Annotated in this window: 11 protein-coding genes and 1 riboswitch; of the genes, 8 read left to right on the top strand and 3 right to left on the bottom strand. The window is 47.5% G+C overall.

Annotated elements, in window-relative coordinates:
- Positions 1–65: 65 nt before the first annotated feature.
- A complete protein-coding gene (locus LG307_RS01380; RefSeq protein WP_404447185.1) occupies positions 66–1,775 on the bottom strand; it encodes an ABC transporter ATP-binding protein in 1,710 nt (569 codons plus the stop codon).
- 193 nt (positions 1,776–1,968) lie between these two features.
- On the opposite strand from LG307_RS01380, the gene LG307_RS01375 reads away from it, so the two are divergent.
- The 4 genes from LG307_RS01375 (at position 1,969) to LG307_RS01360 (ending at position 5,314) form a co-directional block, all read left to right on the top strand.
- Positions 1,969–2,637 carry a response regulator transcription factor gene (locus LG307_RS01375; RefSeq protein WP_404447182.1) on the top strand — a complete coding sequence of 223 codons (669 nt, stop codon included), beginning with the start codon at positions 1,969–1,971 and terminating at the stop codon, positions 2,635–2,637.
- A 6-nt stretch (positions 2,638–2,643) separates the two neighbouring features.
- Entirely contained in the window at positions 2,644–4,026 is a 1,383-nt protein-coding gene (locus tag LG307_RS01370) for an ATP-binding protein (RefSeq protein ID WP_404447179.1), read from the top strand.
- Positions 4,016–4,594: a PepSY domain-containing protein gene (locus tag LG307_RS01365; RefSeq protein WP_404447176.1), complete on the top strand. Its 579-nt coding sequence runs from the start codon at positions 4,016–4,018 to the stop codon at positions 4,592–4,594. The genes LG307_RS01370 and LG307_RS01365 overlap by 11 nt, the downstream gene beginning before the upstream one ends.
- 114 nt (positions 4,595–4,708) lie before the next feature.
- A complete protein-coding gene (locus tag LG307_RS01360) occupies positions 4,709–5,314 on the top strand; it encodes a PepSY domain-containing protein (protein ID WP_404447175.1) in 606 nt (201 codons plus the stop codon).
- A gap of 493 nt (positions 5,315–5,807) precedes the next feature.
- Here LG307_RS01360 and cydC read toward each other — a convergent pair whose 3' ends face one another.
- Together cydC and cydD are read right to left on the bottom strand one after the other, a co-directional pair.
- On the bottom strand, positions 5,808–7,532 hold the full coding sequence (gene cydC, locus LG307_RS01355) for a thiol reductant ABC exporter subunit CydC (RefSeq protein WP_404447172.1): 1,725 nt from the start codon (positions 7,530–7,532) through the stop codon (positions 5,808–5,810).
- Positions 7,529–9,262, bottom strand: a complete 1,734-nt coding sequence (cydD, locus tag LG307_RS01350) for a thiol reductant ABC exporter subunit CydD (protein ID WP_404447169.1) — start codon at positions 9,260–9,262, stop codon at positions 7,529–7,531. Before cydD ends, cydC begins: the two co-directional genes overlap by 4 nt.
- Before the next feature lie 281 nt (positions 9,263–9,543).
- Positions 9,544–9,664, top strand: a riboswitch (SAM riboswitch).
- Positions 9,665–9,786: 122 nt separating this feature from the next.
- On the opposite strand from cydD, the gene LG307_RS01345 reads away from it, so the two are divergent.
- The 4 genes from LG307_RS01345 to metH are packed head-to-tail and all read left to right on the top strand — an operon-like array spanning position 9,787 to position 17,425.
- On the top strand, positions 9,787–10,911 hold the full coding sequence (locus LG307_RS01345) for a methionine biosynthesis PLP-dependent protein (RefSeq protein ID WP_404447166.1): 1,125 nt from the start codon (positions 9,787–9,789) through the stop codon (positions 10,909–10,911).
- Positions 10,908–12,110 carry a cystathionine beta-lyase gene (metC, locus tag LG307_RS01340; protein WP_404447164.1) on the top strand — a complete coding sequence of 401 codons (1,203 nt, stop codon included), beginning with the start codon at positions 10,908–10,910 and terminating at the stop codon, positions 12,108–12,110. Before LG307_RS01345 ends, metC begins: the two co-directional genes overlap by 4 nt.
- Positions 12,094–13,953 carry a bifunctional homocysteine S-methyltransferase/methylenetetrahydrofolate reductase gene (locus tag LG307_RS01335; RefSeq protein ID WP_404447161.1) on the top strand — a complete coding sequence of 620 codons (1,860 nt, stop codon included), beginning with the start codon at positions 12,094–12,096 and terminating at the stop codon, positions 13,951–13,953. The genes metC and LG307_RS01335 overlap by 17 nt, the downstream gene beginning before the upstream one ends.
- Positions 13,946–17,425: a methionine synthase gene (metH, locus tag LG307_RS01330; protein WP_404447159.1), complete on the top strand. Its 3,480-nt coding sequence runs from the start codon at positions 13,946–13,948 to the stop codon at positions 17,423–17,425. The genes LG307_RS01335 and metH overlap by 8 nt, the downstream gene beginning before the upstream one ends.
- Positions 17,426–17,506: the final 81 nt, after the last annotated feature.

Here is a 17,506-nt window from a genome sequence, read left to right as displayed (position 1 = left end):
CTCTTTTCTCTTTACATTCCCCCGTGGAAACAGTTGAAACACCCTTACAGAAATTTCCTAACATTTTATCCGAATTGTGCATGATGCAGTCTGCTGTAGATTCCTTCTGCTTCAATCAGTTCCTCATGTCGGCCCTGCTCCGCGATACCGTCTTTCGTCACAACCATGATACGGTCTGCATTTTTTATGGTAGCAAGGCGGTGGGCGATGACAAGCGTTGTCCGGTCTTTGGACAGCTCCGTCAACGACTCTTGGATAGCGCGTTCCGTTTCGGTATCAAGTGCGGACGTCGCTTCATCTAAAATAAGGATTGGTGGATTCTTCAGGAAAATCCGCGAAATGGCAAGGCGTTGTTTTTGACCGCCGGATAATTTCACTCCGCGTTCCCCAATGACTGTATCAAGTCCCTGCGGCTGGGTGGAAATGAATTCATCCAGCTGGGAACGTCTTGCCGCCTCCATGATCTCTTCATCTGAGGCATCAAGTTTGCCGTACGCGATATTCTCCCGGATGGTTCCGGAAAATAAAAATACATCCTGCTGCACGATGCCTATTTGGCTTCGCAAAGATTCGAGCTTCAATTCGCGTGTATCATAGCCGTCAATGAGGATGCTGCCTTCCTCCAGTTCATAGAACCTAGGCAAAAGACTGCACAGGGTTGTTTTTCCTGCACCTGATGGACCAACAATCGCTACTGTCTCCCCCGCTCTTACGGTGAGATTGATATTTTTCAATACTTTCTCATTTCCTTCATAACCGAACGATACATGACGGTAATGAATCTCTCCTTCAAGGTCCGCATGGACAGCATCTGGCGCATCTGCAATATCAGGTTCCGTATCCATAATTTCCGTGTACCGTTTGAACCCGGCAATTCCCTTTGGATAGCTTTCTATTACGGCATTTATTTTCTGAATCGGTCCTAATAAAATATTGGACAGAAGGATGAATGCGACAAACTCCCCGTAGCTCAATTCCCCGCGGATAACAAAAAAGGTTCCGAATAACAGGGTAAATAAAGTCACAAGGCGCATCAGCATGTAGTTGGCCGTAACGTTCTGAGCCATGATTTTATAGGAAGCAAGTTTCGTAGAACGGTAGCTTTCATTGTTCACCGCAAATTGCTTCTGTTCGTGCTTTTCATTGGCAAAAGCCTGCACTACGCGGATTCCACCGATGCTGTCCTCTACTCTTGCATTGATTTCCGCCACGTCACTGAACATTCTGCGGAACGTGCGTGTCATTTTTTTATTAAAATAGATGGCGAGAACCATTAATAGCGGAATGACTAAGAATGATAAAATGGCAAGCTTCCAGTTGATGGAGAGCATGATGAAAAATGCCCCAGTCAGGGTCATCAATGCCACAAACACATCCTCAGGTCCATGGTGGGCCACTTCTCCGATCTCTTCTAGGTCCTTGGTCAGCCTTGAGATGGAGTGACCTGTTTTATTGTTGTCGTAATAACCGAATGACAGCTTCTGCATGTGCTGAAAAAGCTTTCTCCGCATATCGGTCTCAATATTAATCCCGAGCATATGCCCCCAATAGGTAACAATGTAGTGCAGTCCGGTATTAATCGCATAGATGGCAAGCAGCCCGATGCACGCCCAAACGATGACCGTCCAATTTTCTTGCGGCAAGAGTCTGTCAATTACCTGGTTAACGGCAATCGGAAACGCAAGCTCCAGCAACCCTACCAAAACGGCGCAGGAAAAATCCAAAATAAACAGCCACTTATATGGCTTATAATACGAGAAAAACCGTCGTACCAATACTTCCACACCCTTTTCTGATGAATTATGTATATGAATTATCCTTCGTTTCTCTAATGATAATCATTATCATTTACCTTCTACTATACTATCCTTTCACAATGCGCGTCAATGCAATTATATTAGGAAACAAGTGCCTTCCTATGTTATAAAGAAATCAAAAGAATCCTATGTAGAGAGTGGGAGAACTGCGATGGCAAACATATTGATCATTGAAGACGAAAAAAAGATTGCCCGTGTCCTTCAACTGGAGCTTGAGCATGAGGGCTATGAAACGGACGCTGCATTCACTGGCACGAGCGGCTTGGAAAAATTCAAAGAACAACATTGGGATTTGGTGTTGCTCGATGTGATGCTGCCGGAATTGAGCGGCCTTGAGGTGTTAAGGAGAATCCGTTCCACAGATACGAGCACGCCAGTTATCCTTCTGACGGCCCGAAATTCCATTCCTGATAAGGTGAGCGGCCTCGATCTTGGAGCAAATGACTATGTGACAAAGCCTTTTGAAATAGAGGAACTTTTGGCAAGGGTCAGGGCTTCCCTTCGAACAGTCCAGTCAAGCCTTGAGAACTCCAGTGTCCTGACTGTTAAGGATTGGATGGTGAATGAAAAAACACGCGAAGTCCTTTGTGGCGAGGAACATGTGGATCTTACCCCAAAAGAGTTCGATCTGCTTGTTTATTTTATCGAAAACAAGGGGCAGGCCCTGAACCGCGAACAAATCCTCAACAGGGTATGGGGCTTTGATTATTACGGGGACACCAATATCGTTGACGTTTACGTCAGACACCTCCGGAAAAAGCTGGACCTCTCAGATGTGTTGTTGACTGTCCGCGGTGTCGGATACCGGTTGAAGGAGTAGCATGGAATGAAAATTAAACGTAAAATTCTCTTATTTTCAAGCGTCTGGCTTGTCATCATGTTGCTTTTTGTCAACGGAGCGATCTATTTTCTTTTTCAAAAGAACATCCTGGATAATGACCTCAACCGGGTGAAGGACCATGCCGAGTCGGTGACAGAGGCGGTGAACCGTGCGATTAGCGAGAACGAAACGGACTTCAGCTCCCTGCTTAATGCATATCTTCCTCCTAACGGGATGATCCGCATCGTGACAGAAGAGAATACCTCTGTTGCCAACAGTGCGAAAGAATATGACATGAGGCTTGTTCCCACGAAGTTCCAGAACCAGCAGTTTTCCGCCATCCGTACGATTGAAGGCACGCCGTACGCAGTTGTTTCTTACCCGTTGATCTGGACGGACGGGAGCATCGTTATGCTGGAGGTTACCGAAAAGCTCGAGGATTCCAAACGCACCATTGACACGTTGCTTATCGTTTTGCTTTTGGCATCTTTATTTCTCTTAATTCCCGCTTTATTTTTCGGCAATATGTTAAGCGGAATCATTTTAACTCCCATCCAAGCCATGACCAAAACGATGAAACAAATCCAGCAGACAGGGGATTACCAGAAGCTTCAGTTGCAGGGCAACTCCAAGGATGAGCTTTATACGATGGGCCATACGTTCAACCAAATGATTGATATACTAGAGAAAAACTATCAAAAACAACAACAGTTTGTTTCCGATGCCTCTCATGAATTAAAGACTCCGCTGACTGTGATTGAAAGTTACGCGAGCATGCTGAAACGATGGGGCATGAAGAAGCCGGAACTTTTGGAGGAATCGGTAGACGCCATTTATTCTGAGTCTATCCGGATGAAGGAAATGACCGAGCAAATGCTAGAGTTGGCAAATGCGGAGAATGATATGGTGTTGAAAAAAGAAACAGTGGATTTGCGTGACCTCTGCAAGCAAGCAGCACACAATATGGAGGTTTCTTTTAACAGGGACATCCGGCTTGTTGACCTGGGACTAACATCTCCTGTTTTGGCAGACACCAATAGAATAAAGCAGTTACTTTATATTCTGTTGGATAACGCGCGGAAATATAGTGAGGCGGAAGTCGAGTTGGAGCTTGGCGAGACGGCTGGCACCTGCTATTTTTCTGTCCGTGATAAAGGAGTAGGAATTCCAATAGAGGACCTTGATAAAATCTATGACCGCTTTTACCGGGTCGATAAAGCCAGAAACCGCGACTCCGGCGGTGCAGGGCTCGGTCTTTCCATTGCGAAGCAAATTGTGGACGCCCATCAAGGAACCATCGATTTTACAAGTGAAGAAGGACAAGGAACCACGGTAAAAGTGACCTTGCCAAAGGGAACGGAAAGGACAGTGAATGCGAATGAAAAATAAACAAGTTCTTATGATTCTAAGCACCGGCGCTTTCCTAGTACTTTCAGGCGCTGCAATCTACTACCTTTTCTTTCACAAAACAGAAACGCTGGCAACGGAAACGGAAGTACGGGAGCTGGTGGAAAGTCAATATAAGGGCAGTATCATTACCTCGTTGGAGCAAAAAGAAGAATCGTATGAAGTATATATGGAAAATGACATGGGGGAATATGAACTCACCGTTGACGGCCGTACTAATGAAATCACCTCTTTAAAGCTGGTGAACCGCAAAGGAGAAACAGGAAACGGTGAAGCCCCTTCCTCTGAAGAACAGGAACCTGCAGATGAGCAGGCAGGCGAACAGCCTGAACCACCTGTAACAGAGGATCCGGCTCCGAGCATGCTTACCCGTGACGAAGCCATTGAAATTGCCTTAAAGGAAGTTCCAGGAAAAGTGGAAGATGTGGAGTTGGATGAAGAGAACGGCATCAAAGTGTATGAGGTGGAAATGGAAGTGGATGAAGAATCGGAAGCGACCATCATCATCAATGCTTATACAGGAGAAATACTGTCTTTGACATGGGATTAAGATAAACAGAAGTTTCATTAAGATTTTTTAATGTTTTCCTCCTTTTCTATTAATGTTGGCTGGCTATGATGTAAGTATAGCAAGCGAAACAAACAATATTTCAAGGAGGAATTTATGATGAAGATCTTTACAGCAGTAATGGCAGGAGCAGTCCTTATCGGAGGAATCAGTGTTGGAGCGGAAGCGTTAAAAAACGAGGATACAAAAGAAACGTTAAAGCAGGTTCAAGTTGCTGATCCATCTGGAGAAAAGACTAGTGTCACATTAAAAGAGGCCACAGACATTGTGTTGGCGAAAGTGGAAAATGGCGTGTTGACCGAAGCAGAAAAGGATCGTGAAAACGGACGCCTTGTCTATGAAATGGAAGTAGAAAACGAAGAGTATGAGTTCGAATTCAAGGTGGACGCAGAGAACGGCGAAATCATCAAGGAAAAAAGAGAAGAGCGCCGCGAGCGCCGCGGACAAAAAGCAGCTACTGGTGAGAACGGAAATACAGAGAACGCAACTACGGATGAAGCTGTAATTTCCATTGGAGAAGCTAAGGGAATTGCGAAAAAGGAAGTACCGGGCGAGCTTGAAGATATTGAGCTTGAGCGCGAAAACGGAAAACTTGTGTATGAAGTGGAAATCAACAACCACCAAAACGGCGACGATGACGACGTAACGGTCTATGTTGATGCCATTACAGGAAAAGTGCTATATGTGGAGTGGGATGACTGATAGATAGGTTAGATGAGGCGGTCCTTTGATGGGGCTGCTTTTTTGCGTGTGGGGGACGTTATGATTCTGGAGGGGCGGTGAGGGGTTTTTTGGAAAGGTTTTTAGCAAATTAGGGGTTTGGGGTTTGGGGCTTTTAGTGATTTTGGAGTAAAAAGAGAAGAAAATGAGTCACTTTTTGGGTGCGAAAAACCATTCGGACAACTTCCCCATTGGTTCAGACATTTTATTACCTATTTTGGTGGGGGTTCGGACATTTACAGGGGCATGTTCAGTCAAATATTTTGGGCCTTCAGTCATTTGAAAAATTCGTTCGGTCAAATTCGTGAAAACTTCGGTCAATTTTCCCAATTCTTTGGTCAACTTCGCGAAATCTTCGGTCAACTTTGCGAAAACTTCGGACATTTGCTCCAGGTCGGCTATCCACCAAATCAAAAAGCCGCCCAGAGATCACCAAACACTCCAAGACGGCCAAAGCCAAAGCTAAAACACTCACCTACATAAACACGCTCTTCTCAATCTCTTTCATCTCATAGAAATACCCCTGCATCCTCATCAACTCATCATATGTCCCTGCCTCCACGACACGGCCATTCTCCATGACAATGATTTGATCCATCTTTTCAAGGCCCGTCAAGCGGTGACTCACCAGCACCAATGTATCCTCTGCCGCCACCTCAAAAAGCTTCTTAAAAATCGCCGCTTCTGTAACAGCATCCACGGAGGAAGTCGGTTCATCCAAGAGCCACAATCGTTCAGCCTTCAACAAAGCACGAGCAATGGCAAGCCGTTGTTTCTCCCCACCGGAAAGGTTCTCCCCTTTTTCGAGCACCTCATCATCCAAGGAGAACCCGTCAAGCTTCACCGCGCCCAATGCCTCCAACATTTGCTCATCGCTCAAACCATCTTTGGCAAGAGAGAGATTCTCACGGACAGTGCCGTAGAAAAAGTGGTTTTCCTGCAAGACTACATTCGCCTTGCTCCACAAGTCTTCCTGTTCCACTGCATCATACTTCCACTCATCTAAAGAGACAATCCCTTCCTCTGCCTCATATATCTTCAACAGCAACTGCAATAACGTCGATTTCCCAGAACCACTTGGCCCAACAATGGCCGTTTTGGATCCCGCAGGTAAACTGATATCCACCCCATCGAGCGTCAAACGGGATTCTCTTGGGTAGCGGAAGCTGACATCCTTCATCGCAAAAGAAAATGCCTTTCGCACAGGTAGTTCCACCGTTTTCTCAGCAGATGCCACACCTACAACCGGCTCTCCGCCCACGACATCATCCAGCCTTACTGCCGCCCGTCTACTCTCCTCATAATGATTTGGAAATACCGCCATCGGAGCGGCATTTTCAAAAACAGTCAAGGAAATCATCACAAGCATGGCGAGGAACAAGCCTTCAAACTGCCCTTCCACCGTCAAATATGCACCAAGTGCGAGCAAGGACCATGAAACAAGTAAGGTGACAAACGTGTTCACCGATTGATTGAACATTGCCTGTATCCCTTCTCGTTCCTGCTCGGCTACATAAGAACCGGCAGCATCAGCAAGCATCTTCTCTTTGTCATCCAGTTGCTGATAGATTTTCAAGTCACGGAATCCGTAAAACAGTTCCGTCACCTCTGTCGAAAGCGCTCCTCTCTCTTCTCGAACACGATTTTGCAATCGGCGTTGCCCGAGCGCAAAGTACGCCGGCACCACAAATCCAGTCAAAATCAATCCGACAAACATCACCATTGCCAGATAAATAGAGAAAAAGGAAATGAAAAAAATCGTGCTTAAAAAGACGAGTACCAGCACTACTGGCGGGTAGAACACACGTAGAAAGAAGTTCTGTAAGCTTTCCACATCCCCCACAATTCGTGCAAGCAAATCACCGCTGCGATATTTCTGAAAGATCTGCGGCGCAAGCGGCTCTATTTTTTTATAAAAAGAAACCCGCAGATTACTTAAGATCGTAAAGGTCGCCCTATGCGAATACAGCCGCTCTCCATAACGGCTGAATGCCCGCGCGAAACCGAAGAGCTTCAACACCGCAATCATGACCGTCAAGGTATAAATCGGCGGAGCCAAGGCCGCTTTGGAAATGAGATAGCCGCTTGAAGCAAACAGCCCAACGGCCGTAATCCCTGCTGAGAATCCGAGCAAAATGGACAAGAGTATGTCTTTTTTCTCCAACATGACCAGTTTCACTACATGTGCTAACTCTTTCATCCTGCGCTCCCTCCTTGCTGGACTGACACCATTTCACGATAAGCCGGTACCGCTTCGACCAGTTCGTCATGTGTTCCTTGAGCAAGTAGCTGGCCCGCTTCTAAGAGTATTATGGTATCTGCCTGTTTGATCGTATGCAATCTGTGCGCAACGGTGATCACTGTCGACGTTTTAGCCAGCTCCTTCATGGAAGCTTGTAAAATCCGCTCGGTCTGCAGGTCGAGTCCTGTAGTTGGTTCGTCAAACAGAATGACCGATGGCTTTTTCAAAAAGGCTCTCGCCAACGCCAATCGTTGCTTCTCGCCGCCCGACAATCCTCTCCCTGCTTCGCCGATTTTCGTTTCAAAACCTTCTGGTAAAGATTCAATCAACGGAAGGATACCCGCTTTCTCCGCAGCACTTCTTATCTCCTCTAGTGTTGCTTCCGCCTTCCCGCCAATCGCAACGTTATCGGCAATCGTTCCAGAAAAAAGATACGGATTTTGCGAAATATAGCTGACTCGGTCAAACCATGCTTTTTCCTCAAAATCAAATAATGGCTTTCCATCCACCAATACTTCCCCTTCTGACGGGCGAATCAACCCTGCCATCAGATTGAGCAGTGTCGACTTTCCGGCACCACTTCTGCCAACCAAAGCAAGCTGTGTAAGAGGCGGAACATCCACTGAAACATTATTTATGGCAAAGCCTTGCTCCCCATAACGGAAGCTAAGATCTTTCAATTGTATAGTGGGCGGACCTTGTTCCATTTCAAAAGATGCGTCTCCCCATTCGATAGGAGTCTCCTCCTCTGCCAGCTCATCTGTCACCTTTTTCGCGGCTCCCATACTACCGCGTCCAGTATGAAAGGCGCTTCCGAGCTCCTTCAAGTAAAGGTAGAACTCAGGTGCCAATACTAATACGAAAAAGGCTGTAAAGAACGTAACATTTTCAAAGACAACAAGTTGTAAACCTACTTCAAGCGCAATCAATCCAATAGCAAGCATCGAAATGAATTCCAGCATCAACGATGACAAAAATGCGATCCTCAGCACTTCCATCGTTGCATCCCGGAAGCTTAAGCTGCTGTTTTCGATCGTTTCCTGCTGCTTGGCTGAGCGGCCGAACAGCTTTAACGTCGTGAGCCCTTGCAAGGTATCCAAGAACGTTCCAGAAAAAGCATTCAGTTTATCCATCTGCTCTTCTGATTTTTTCTTTGTTTTCAAGCCCACCACGATCATGAAGATGGGAATGAACGGCGCCGTGATCAGGATAATCAATCCTGTATTCACATGCTGGCTGAATGCAGCGATCAAGATCATGATCGGGATGATGCTCGATTGGATGACCTGTGGCACATACCTGCTGAAATACGGATCGATCTCATCCACCGCATCCATCATGACGCTCACCTTTTGACCTGACTGTCCTTTCAAGGAAGCTTGAACCGGACTGTTAGAAAATTTATGCAGTAACGCAGTCCGGAAATCTCGTTTTACTTTGGCAGCAAGCTTCACACCTGTGAGGCCGCTCCAATAGGTTAAAGCCGCTCGTGCAGCCAATACCGCTAAAAGCCCCCCAAGGAATGGCAGGATTTCTTGGAACGTGTGACCCCTTAGGAACACTCGATCTACAATAGTGACGAAAAAATAAGCCTGCCCGATAACCGTTGCTCCTGTCAAAACAGCAATCAAAATCAAGGTCATCCTTGTGCCTCTATGTGATTTTGCGATACTTTTTAAGTCCTTCATTATGTTGAATCCCTCTTTTCTGTTAATGAAAATCGGATTGAAATAGTGAGTTAGTGAAAAGATTCACATACTTTATAGTTAACATTATATAACATGCTCCATGCAATTTCCTCTTTTGAGATTGACCATTTTATGACAAAAAAAATCTTTCCCCACTTAACTTCTACCCCACTCCTTCACCGCATAAAATTAATTCATCCAGAAAAAAACATTGCATTTCCTTCTGACCTGTTGTAAATTAGTAAAATAATTAAATTCTTCAGAAAATTAAATAGTGAACTTTCTTATCCAGAGAGGTTGAGGGAATGGCCCGAAGACACCTCAGCAACCAGCAGCGTCCGACAGTACGGACGTTGAAAAGGTGCTAATTCCAGCAAGTTGTGATGCTTGCAGAGATGAGAAGAATGAACTTTCGATAGAAAAGTCTTCTTCTTATAGAAGGCTTTTTCTTTTTATCCGATAAAGCATTAAAGCCCATCCCTCTGGAAGAAACGATTGTCACTTACCATATAGGAGGCCCATTCATGTATAAAACGGAAACAAAGCTTGCGCAAATTGGAAATCGTTCAGAAACTGCCACTGGAACTGTCAATCCACCTGTTTATTTTTCCACTGCCTATCGACACGAAGGTATTGGGCAATCAACGGGATACGACTATACAAGAACAGGAAATCCGACGCGTCATGTGTTGGAAAAGGCGATTGCAGATTTAGAGGGCGGCGACCAAGGGTTTGCCTGCAGCTCCGGAATGGCGGCAATTTTGACCATCCTTTCCCTCTTTAAGTCCGGCGACCACCTCATCGTTTGTAAGGACTTGTACGGCGGCACGTACCGACTTTTTGAAGAAGGCTATAAAAAATGGGGACTGTGTTGTAGCTATGTGGACACAACAGACCTTTCACAAATCGAAGACAGCATCACTCCACATACACAGGCCATTTTTGTGGAGACTCCAACCAATCCCCTAATGGTAGAAACAGATCTCGAAGCCGTTTCACAACTTGCGAAAGCGCACGGCCTCCTTCTGATCTGTGACAATACGTTCTACACTCCTGTCCTATTAAATCCCATAAAACTCGGCGCGGACATCGTCATCCACAGCGCGACCAAATACCTTGGCGGGCATAATGATGTGCTTGCAGGGCTCATTGTCGCAAAAGGCGTGGAGCTTTGTGAATCCCTTGGTCTTCACCATAATGCGGCAGGTGCGGTGCTCAGTCCGTTCGACTCCTGGCTGTTGATCCGCGGTATGAAAACCTTGTCCCTTCGCATGGAGCGACACGAAAAGAATGCAAAACGGATTGCCGAATACTTAAATCAGCATGATTCCATCACAGACGTACTGTATCCAGGACGGGGAGGCATGCTCTCCTTCCGCATCCAAGACGAGGCATGGGTCAATCCCCTGCTTCAAAACTTGAACCTTATCACTTTTGCCGAAAGCCTTGGGGGTGTGGAAAGCTTCATCACGTATCCTGCCACCCAGACACATGCAGACATTCCAGAAAAAATCCGCTTGGAAACCGGCGTATGCAACAGGCTCCTGCGTTTTTCGGTCGGCATTGAAGACGCAGAAGATTTGATCCAAGACTTAGAGGCGGCGCTGAAGGCTGCTTCTGCTTCCATTCAAAAGGAGGTCCTATCATGAGCCATTCTTTTCAAACAAAGCTGTTACACAACCGCCATAAGTTTGATAAAAGCAATGGGGCGGTCAGCGTACCGATTCAGCATGCATCCACCTTTCATCAACCTGACATCGATTCCTTTGGTAAATATGACTATGGACGCTCTGCCAATCCGACCAGGGAAGCTCTCGAGGAAACAATCGCTCACCTAGAAGAAGGAACACGGGGGTTTGCCTTTTCATCCGGTATGGCTGCTATCTCGACTGCATTCTTGCTGCTTTCACAAGGTGACCATGTCTTGATCTCAGAAGACGTATACGGCGGCACCTATCGGATGGTGTCAGAAGTTCTTACCCGATACGGTGTGGAGCATACGTTTGTGGATATGACGGATTTGGATAAAGTGAAAGCGGCCACCCAAGCCAACACCAAACTGTTTTATGTAGAAACACCTTCCAATCCGTTGTTAAAAGTAACGGACATCACGGCGGTTTCTACACTTGCCAAATCAATCAGCGCATGGACATTCGTCGACAATACTTTCTTAACTCCAGCGTTGCAAAAGCCGCTTGAGCTTGGCGCCGACCTTGTCCTGCATAGCGCAACAAAGTTTCTTTCCGGACACAGCGATGTCGTGGCAGGCCTTGCGGTGGCGAAGGATCCTGCGCTTGCCGACCGTTTAGCCTTTTTGCAAAATTCTTTCGGCGCGGTGCTTGGTGTCCAAGATGCCTGGCTGGTCTTAAGAGGAATTAAAACGTTACATGTAAGGCTTGAGCAGTCCCAAAAATCCGCTTATAAAATCGCCAGTTACCTAGAAAAACATCCTGCCGTTAAAAAGGTTTATTTTCCAGGATTGACGACACACCCCGGCTTTACGCTTCAACATCGTCAGGCGCAAGGACCTGGAGCTGTCCTTTCTTTTGAATTACACAGCGAGGAGGATTTAAGGAAGTTTGTCGGCAAGGTCGAAATTCCGGTTTTCGCTGTTAGTTTAGGAGCAGTAGAATCCATCCTTTCCTTTCCGGCAAAAATGTCTCATGCGGCAATGCCGGAAGCAGAACGATTAAAACGCGGCATCTCAAACTCCCTACTCCGCCTGTCGGTAGGACTGGAAAGTGCGGAAGATTTAATAGAAGACTTTGAACAGGCATTTCAACATATCATTACAGCAGCAAGCGGAAACCAAGAACAACGGAGGGTATATCATGGGAATCTTAGATAGTTTACAACAAGACAAAATTTTGATTGCAGACGGTGCGATGGGGACCCTCCTTTATTCTTACGGCTCTGATTGTTGCTTTGAGGAATTGAATTTGTCGCAACCAAACCAAATCTATAATATTCACCAGGCATATTTGAATGCCGGCGCCAATCTCATCCAGACCAACACCTATGCGGCCAACTACCACAAGCTTGAGCGCTATGGGTTGCAGGATCAAGTGAAGGAAATAAACAGTGCGGCGGTTAGGCTGGCGAGAAAGGCCGTGGCGGATCATCCTGATGCCCATGTGGTCGGCACCATCGGGGGGATCCGTGCCATCAAGCCCGAAGCCATCCCACTCGAGGAAATTAAACGCACCTTCCGTGAGCAGCTCTACTGTTTGCTGCTTGAAGGGGTCGATGGTATTTTACTAGAAACTTTTTATGACCTAGAAGAACTGCAGACGGTCCTGCAGATTGCTAGAAAAGAAACGAACCTGCCAATCATTGCGCAAGTGTCGCTCCAAGAGGTTGGTTATTTGCAAAACCGCGTGCACATCACAGACGCCCTGAACCGTTTGGAATCGCTTGGTGCTGATATTGTCGGACTGAACTGCCGCCTTGGCCCATATCATATGATTTCCACACTGGAAGAGGTATCGATTCCAAAGACTGCTTACCTTTCGGCCTATCCGAACGCAAGTCTCCCTTCCTATGTGGACGGAAAGCTTGAGTATGATAGTGACGCGGATTATTTTAAAGAAACGGCTCTCGCCTTTCGCGACCAGGGCGTACGGTTACTCGGCGGTTGCTGCGGGACGACTCCGGCTCATATCCAGGCTTTCTCCGAGGCGCTTCAAGGCGTGGTTCCTGTTAAGGAAAAACAAGTAAAGCGGAAAGAGAAAACCATCATCATCCCTTCACGGAAGAAGGAAGTGCCAACACCACTTTTTGAAAAAGCAAAAAAACAACAATCCATCATCGTGGAACTCGATCCACCGCGCAAACTGAACACAGATAAATTTATGACTGGCGCGAAAGCCTTGAAGGACGCAGGCATTGATGCACTGACTCTGGCAGACAACTCCCTTGCTTCCCCAAGGGTCTGCAACACCGCGCTGGGATCCATCGTTAAAACGGATATCGGGTTGCGCCCGCTGATCCATATCACCTGCCGCGACCGCAATCTGATCGGCTTGCAGTCACACTTGATGGGTCTCCATCAGCTTGGCATCCATGACGTGTTGGCAGTCACTGGGGATCCAACAAAGGTCGGTGATTTTCCTGGTGCCTCCTCCGTCTATGATGTCACCTCGTTTGGTCTCATCAATATGATCAAACAATTCAACCAAGGCGTATCCCTTTCCGGAAAAGAACTTGGCGAACGCACCAGTTTCTCTGTCGGAGCTGCCTTCAACCCGAATGTCCGCGTCATCGATAAGGCGGTCGAACGTCTGGAGAAAAAAATAGAAGCCGGTGCCGATTATTTCATCAGTCAGCCTGTCTTTTCCGAAGAAAAATTACTGGAAGTCTATCAGGCTACCAAGCATATAGATGCCCCTATCTATATCGGAATTATGCCGCTCACAAGCAGTAGGAACGCTAACTTCCTACATCACGAAGTACCGGGAATCAAGCTGACTCCAAAGGTGCTCGAGGCGATGAATCGTCATCAACATGATCCACAGCAGGCAACTCTCGAGGGATTGAACATTGCCAAAGGGCTGCTGGATGCGGCACTTGAACTATTTAACGGCATCTATCTGATCACACCATTCATGCGCTATGAACTGACAGTCGAGCTTGCCACCTATGCAAAAAAATACGGTCCGTTCCATTCATCCAGGAGGGTTCAAAATGTCTAAATCTATCACACTACTAGAACAACAACTGCAAAAGAAAATATTGATCATGGACGGCGCGATGGGAACGATGCTGCAGCAGGCAAACCTAACGCCAGATGACTTTGGCGGCGAAGAGTATGACGGCTGTAACGAGAACCTGAACATCACAGCACCCGATGTCATCGAACGCATCCATGTGGAATATTTGAACGCCGGTGCCGATATTGTGGAAACGAATACGTTCGGCGGAACAGATCTTGTACTTGATGAGTATGAGCTTGGTTTTAAGGCTTACGAGATTAATAAACTTGGCGCGGAAATTGCCAAGCGTGCGACCTCCCGTGTTTCCACACCGGATTGGCCCCGCTTTGTCGCAGGCTCCATCGGTCCGACCACCAAAACATTGAGCGTTACAGGCGGAACCACTTTTGACGCGCTGACCGATTCCTATGAGGGGCAGGCCCGCGGATTATTGGACGGCGGTTCTGACTGTCTTTTAGTAGAGACGAGCCAAGATTTATTGAACGTAAAATGCGCCTTCTTGGGAATCCAGCGCGCTTTTGAAAGGACTGGTATCACGGTTCCTGTCATCATCTCCGGAACGATTGAACCGATGGGAACCACCCTTGCCGGGCAGGCCATTGATGCGTTTTACGTATCTGTGGAGCATATGAAACCTCTTGCAGTAGGCTTGAACTGCGCAACCGGCCCGGAATTCATGCAGGACCATATCCGGACGCTTTCCAACCTGTCCAAAAGTGCGGTTAGCTGCTATCCGAACGCCGGCTTGCCTGATGAAGAAGGCCACTACCATGAAACACCACAGTCCCTTGCGACCAAGCTTGGCGGTTTTGCCGAACAGGGCTGGCTGAACATCGTGGGCGGCTGTTGCGGGACGACTCCAGACCATATTCGCGCGATTGCGGAAGTGATGAAGGAATATAAGCCTCGCGCTTCTGCCTCTGTTCCAGAACACCATAGTGTCTCCGGGATAGAATCGTTCATCTATGACGACCCATCCCTTCGCCCAATCATGGTCGGGGAGCGAACCAATGTCATCGGCTCCCGTAAGTTTAAGAGACTGATTGCGGAGAAAAAATTTGAAGAGGCTGCAGAAGTGGCGCGTGCCCAAGTAAAAGGCGGCGCCCACGTTATCGACATCTGCCTTGCTGACCCGGACCGCGATGAGCTCGAGGACATGAAAGCTTTCGTACAAGAAGTCGTGAAAAAAGTGAAGGTTCCGCTTGTCATCGACTCCACCGACGAACAGGTCATCGAGGCCGCGTTGAAATACTCGCAAGGAAAAGCGATTATCAATTCCATCAACCTTGAGGATGGCGAGGAGCGTTTTGAAGCGATTATTCCATTGGTTCATAAATACGGGGCGGCGCTTGTCGTCGGCACCATTGACGAAGAAGGAATGGGCGTTAGCGCGGAACGAAAGCTTGAGATTGCCAGGAGGTCCTATGATCTTTTGGTAAACAAGTACAAGGTCTCCCCTACTGACATCATTTTCGACCCGCTTGTTTTCCCTGTCGGTACAGGTGACGAGCAGTATATTGGGTCGGCGAATGCAACCGTTGAAGGGATTCGCTTGATAAAAGAACACTTCCCTGCCTGTCTGACGATACTTGGCGTCAGCAACGTTTCATTCGGGCTCCCACCTGTCGGGCGTGAAGTGCTCAATGCGGTATATCTCTACCACTGCACACAGGCCGGCCTAGACTATGCGATCGTAAACACGGAAAAACTGGAGCGTTTCGCATCCATCCCAGCAGAAGAGATCAAGATGGCGGAAAAATTGCTGTTTGAAACAACCGATGAATCATTGGCAGTGTTTACGGATTTTTACCGCGGCAAAAAGAAAGAGGCAAAGTCCAATATTCCGGATTTACCGCTTGACGAGCGACTAGCCTACTATGTGGTGGAAGGGACAAAAGAAGGACTCCTCCCTGATTTGGATCTTGCGTTGGCCGCCTACCCCACACCACTCGAAATCATCAACGGTCCATTGATGAACGGGATGAAGGAAGTCGGGCGACTGTTCAACGATAACCAGCTGATCGTTGCGGAAGTCCTGCAAAGTGCCGAGGTCATGAAAGCGTCCGTTGCATTCCTAGAGCCATATATGGAAGCAAGTGATACCTCCTCTTCTAAAGGGAAAGTTCTGCTCGCAACTGTTAAAGGCGATGTACATGACATCGGGAAAAACCTGGTCGACATCATCCTGAGCAACAATGGATACGATGTAGTCGATCTCGGAATCAAAGTCACCTCCACCGATTTAATTCAGGCTATTAAAAAAGAAAAACCGGATATCGTCGGCCTATCCGGACTGCTTGTGAAGTCTGCCCAGCAGATGGTGTTAACGGCGCAGGATATGAAACAGTCCGACATCTCCGTTCCTATTTTAGTAGGAGGGGCAGCGTTGTCTCGGAAGTTCACAGACAACAAGATTTCTAAAGAGTATGAAGGGCTTGTCCTGTACGCGAAGGATGCGATGAACGGCTTGTCACTTGCCAACCAGCTGCGCTCGCCTGAAGAGTTTGAAGTGCTGGTGAATGAACATGCGGATAAACAGAAGAGGTTGCGTGAGGCAGCGGTGGCTGCAGAGAGCGCGGCTGGTATTGCCGAGGACAGCCGTGCTGTGGCAACGGCAGTTAAAGTTCGCTCCAATGTCTCGCGGGATGTACGTGTATTTACGCCAAGTGATACGAAGCGACACCTGCTTCGTAACATATCCGTCTCCCATGTCGAGCCGTACATTAACATGCAAATGTTGATTGGCCACCATCTTGGGGTGAAAGGAAAGATTGAAAAGTTAGTTGCTGAAAAAGACGAGCGCACCTTGCAAGTGAAAGGTGTGGTGGATCAGCTGCTGACCGAAGTCAAGCTGAATAAACTCATCACGCCAGCTGCCGTGTATCAATACTTCCCGGCTCAGTCAGAAGGCGACACCCTGTTCATCTATGACCCGGAGGACACGAGTAGAGTGATTGAGCAGTTCGATTTTCCAAGGCAGGTAAAAGCGCCTCACCTTTGCTTGGCCGATTATGTGAAGCCGCGTGACAGCGGCGTCATGGATTATGTGGGACTGTTTGCCGTAACGGCCGGACGGGGAATTCGCGAGTTAGGAGCAGCTTATAAGGAAGAAGGCCGCTTTTTGGAAAGCCATGCACTGCAGGCTTTGGCACTTGAAACTGCTGAGGGCCTCGCAGAACTCGTCCACCAGCAAATGCGCGACCGCTGGGGCTTCCCGGACCCTGTCAGCTTTACAATGAAGGAACGTTTTTCGGCTAAGTACCAAGGGCAGCGTTTCTCGTTCGGGTATCCAGCATGTCCGAATTTGGATGATCAACAGAAGCTGTTCAAGTTGATTCAGCCGGAAGATATCGGGGTGGAGCTGACGGACGGCTGCATGATGGAGCCGGAAGCATCGGTGTCAGCGATTGTGTTTGCACATCCGGAGGCTAGGTATTTTAATGTGTTGTAAGTTAGAACCCCCGCGTGATTGAGCGGGGGTTTTTTATTGAACAAACGTTTGATTAATGGGATTTGGGGTTGTTTTGACGAG

The organism is Sutcliffiella horikoshii (genome assembly GCF_044809035.1).
In the GTDB taxonomy this organism is placed as follows: Bacteria; Bacillota; Bacilli; order Bacillales; family Bacillaceae_I; genus Sutcliffiella_A; species Sutcliffiella_A horikoshii_G.
This window is presented reverse-complemented; position numbering and strand designations above follow the sequence as displayed.

Bases quoted from the DNA above. Each gene is read 5' to 3' on its own strand.
- LG307_RS01335 (WP_404447161.1), top strand. From the start codon at position 12,094: ATGGGAATCTTAGATAGTTTACAACAAGACAAAATTTTGATTGCAGAC.
- LG307_RS01345 (WP_404447166.1), top strand. From the start codon at position 9,787: ATGTATAAAACGGAAACAAAGCTTGCGCAAATTGGAAATCGTTCAGAA.
- cydD (WP_404447169.1), bottom strand. From the start codon at position 9,262: ATGAAGGACTTAAAAAGTATCGCAAAATCACATAGAGGCACAAGGATG.
- cydC (WP_404447172.1), bottom strand. From the start codon at position 7,532: ATGAAAGAGTTAGCACATGTAGTGAAACTGGTCATGTTGGAGAAAAAA.
- metH (WP_404447159.1), top strand. From the start codon at position 13,946: ATGTCTAAATCTATCACACTACTAGAACAACAACTGCAAAAGAAAATA.
- LG307_RS01375 (WP_404447182.1), top strand. From the start codon at position 1,969: ATGGCAAACATATTGATCATTGAAGACGAAAAAAAGATTGCCCGTGTC.
- LG307_RS01365 (WP_404447176.1), top strand. From the start codon at position 4,016: ATGAAAAATAAACAAGTTCTTATGATTCTAAGCACCGGCGCTTTCCTA.
- LG307_RS01360 (WP_404447175.1), top strand. From the start codon at position 4,709: ATGATGAAGATCTTTACAGCAGTAATGGCAGGAGCAGTCCTTATCGGA.
- LG307_RS01370 (WP_404447179.1), top strand. From the start codon at position 2,644: ATGAAAATTAAACGTAAAATTCTCTTATTTTCAAGCGTCTGGCTTGTC.
- metC (WP_404447164.1), top strand. From the start codon at position 10,908: ATGAGCCATTCTTTTCAAACAAAGCTGTTACACAACCGCCATAAGTTT.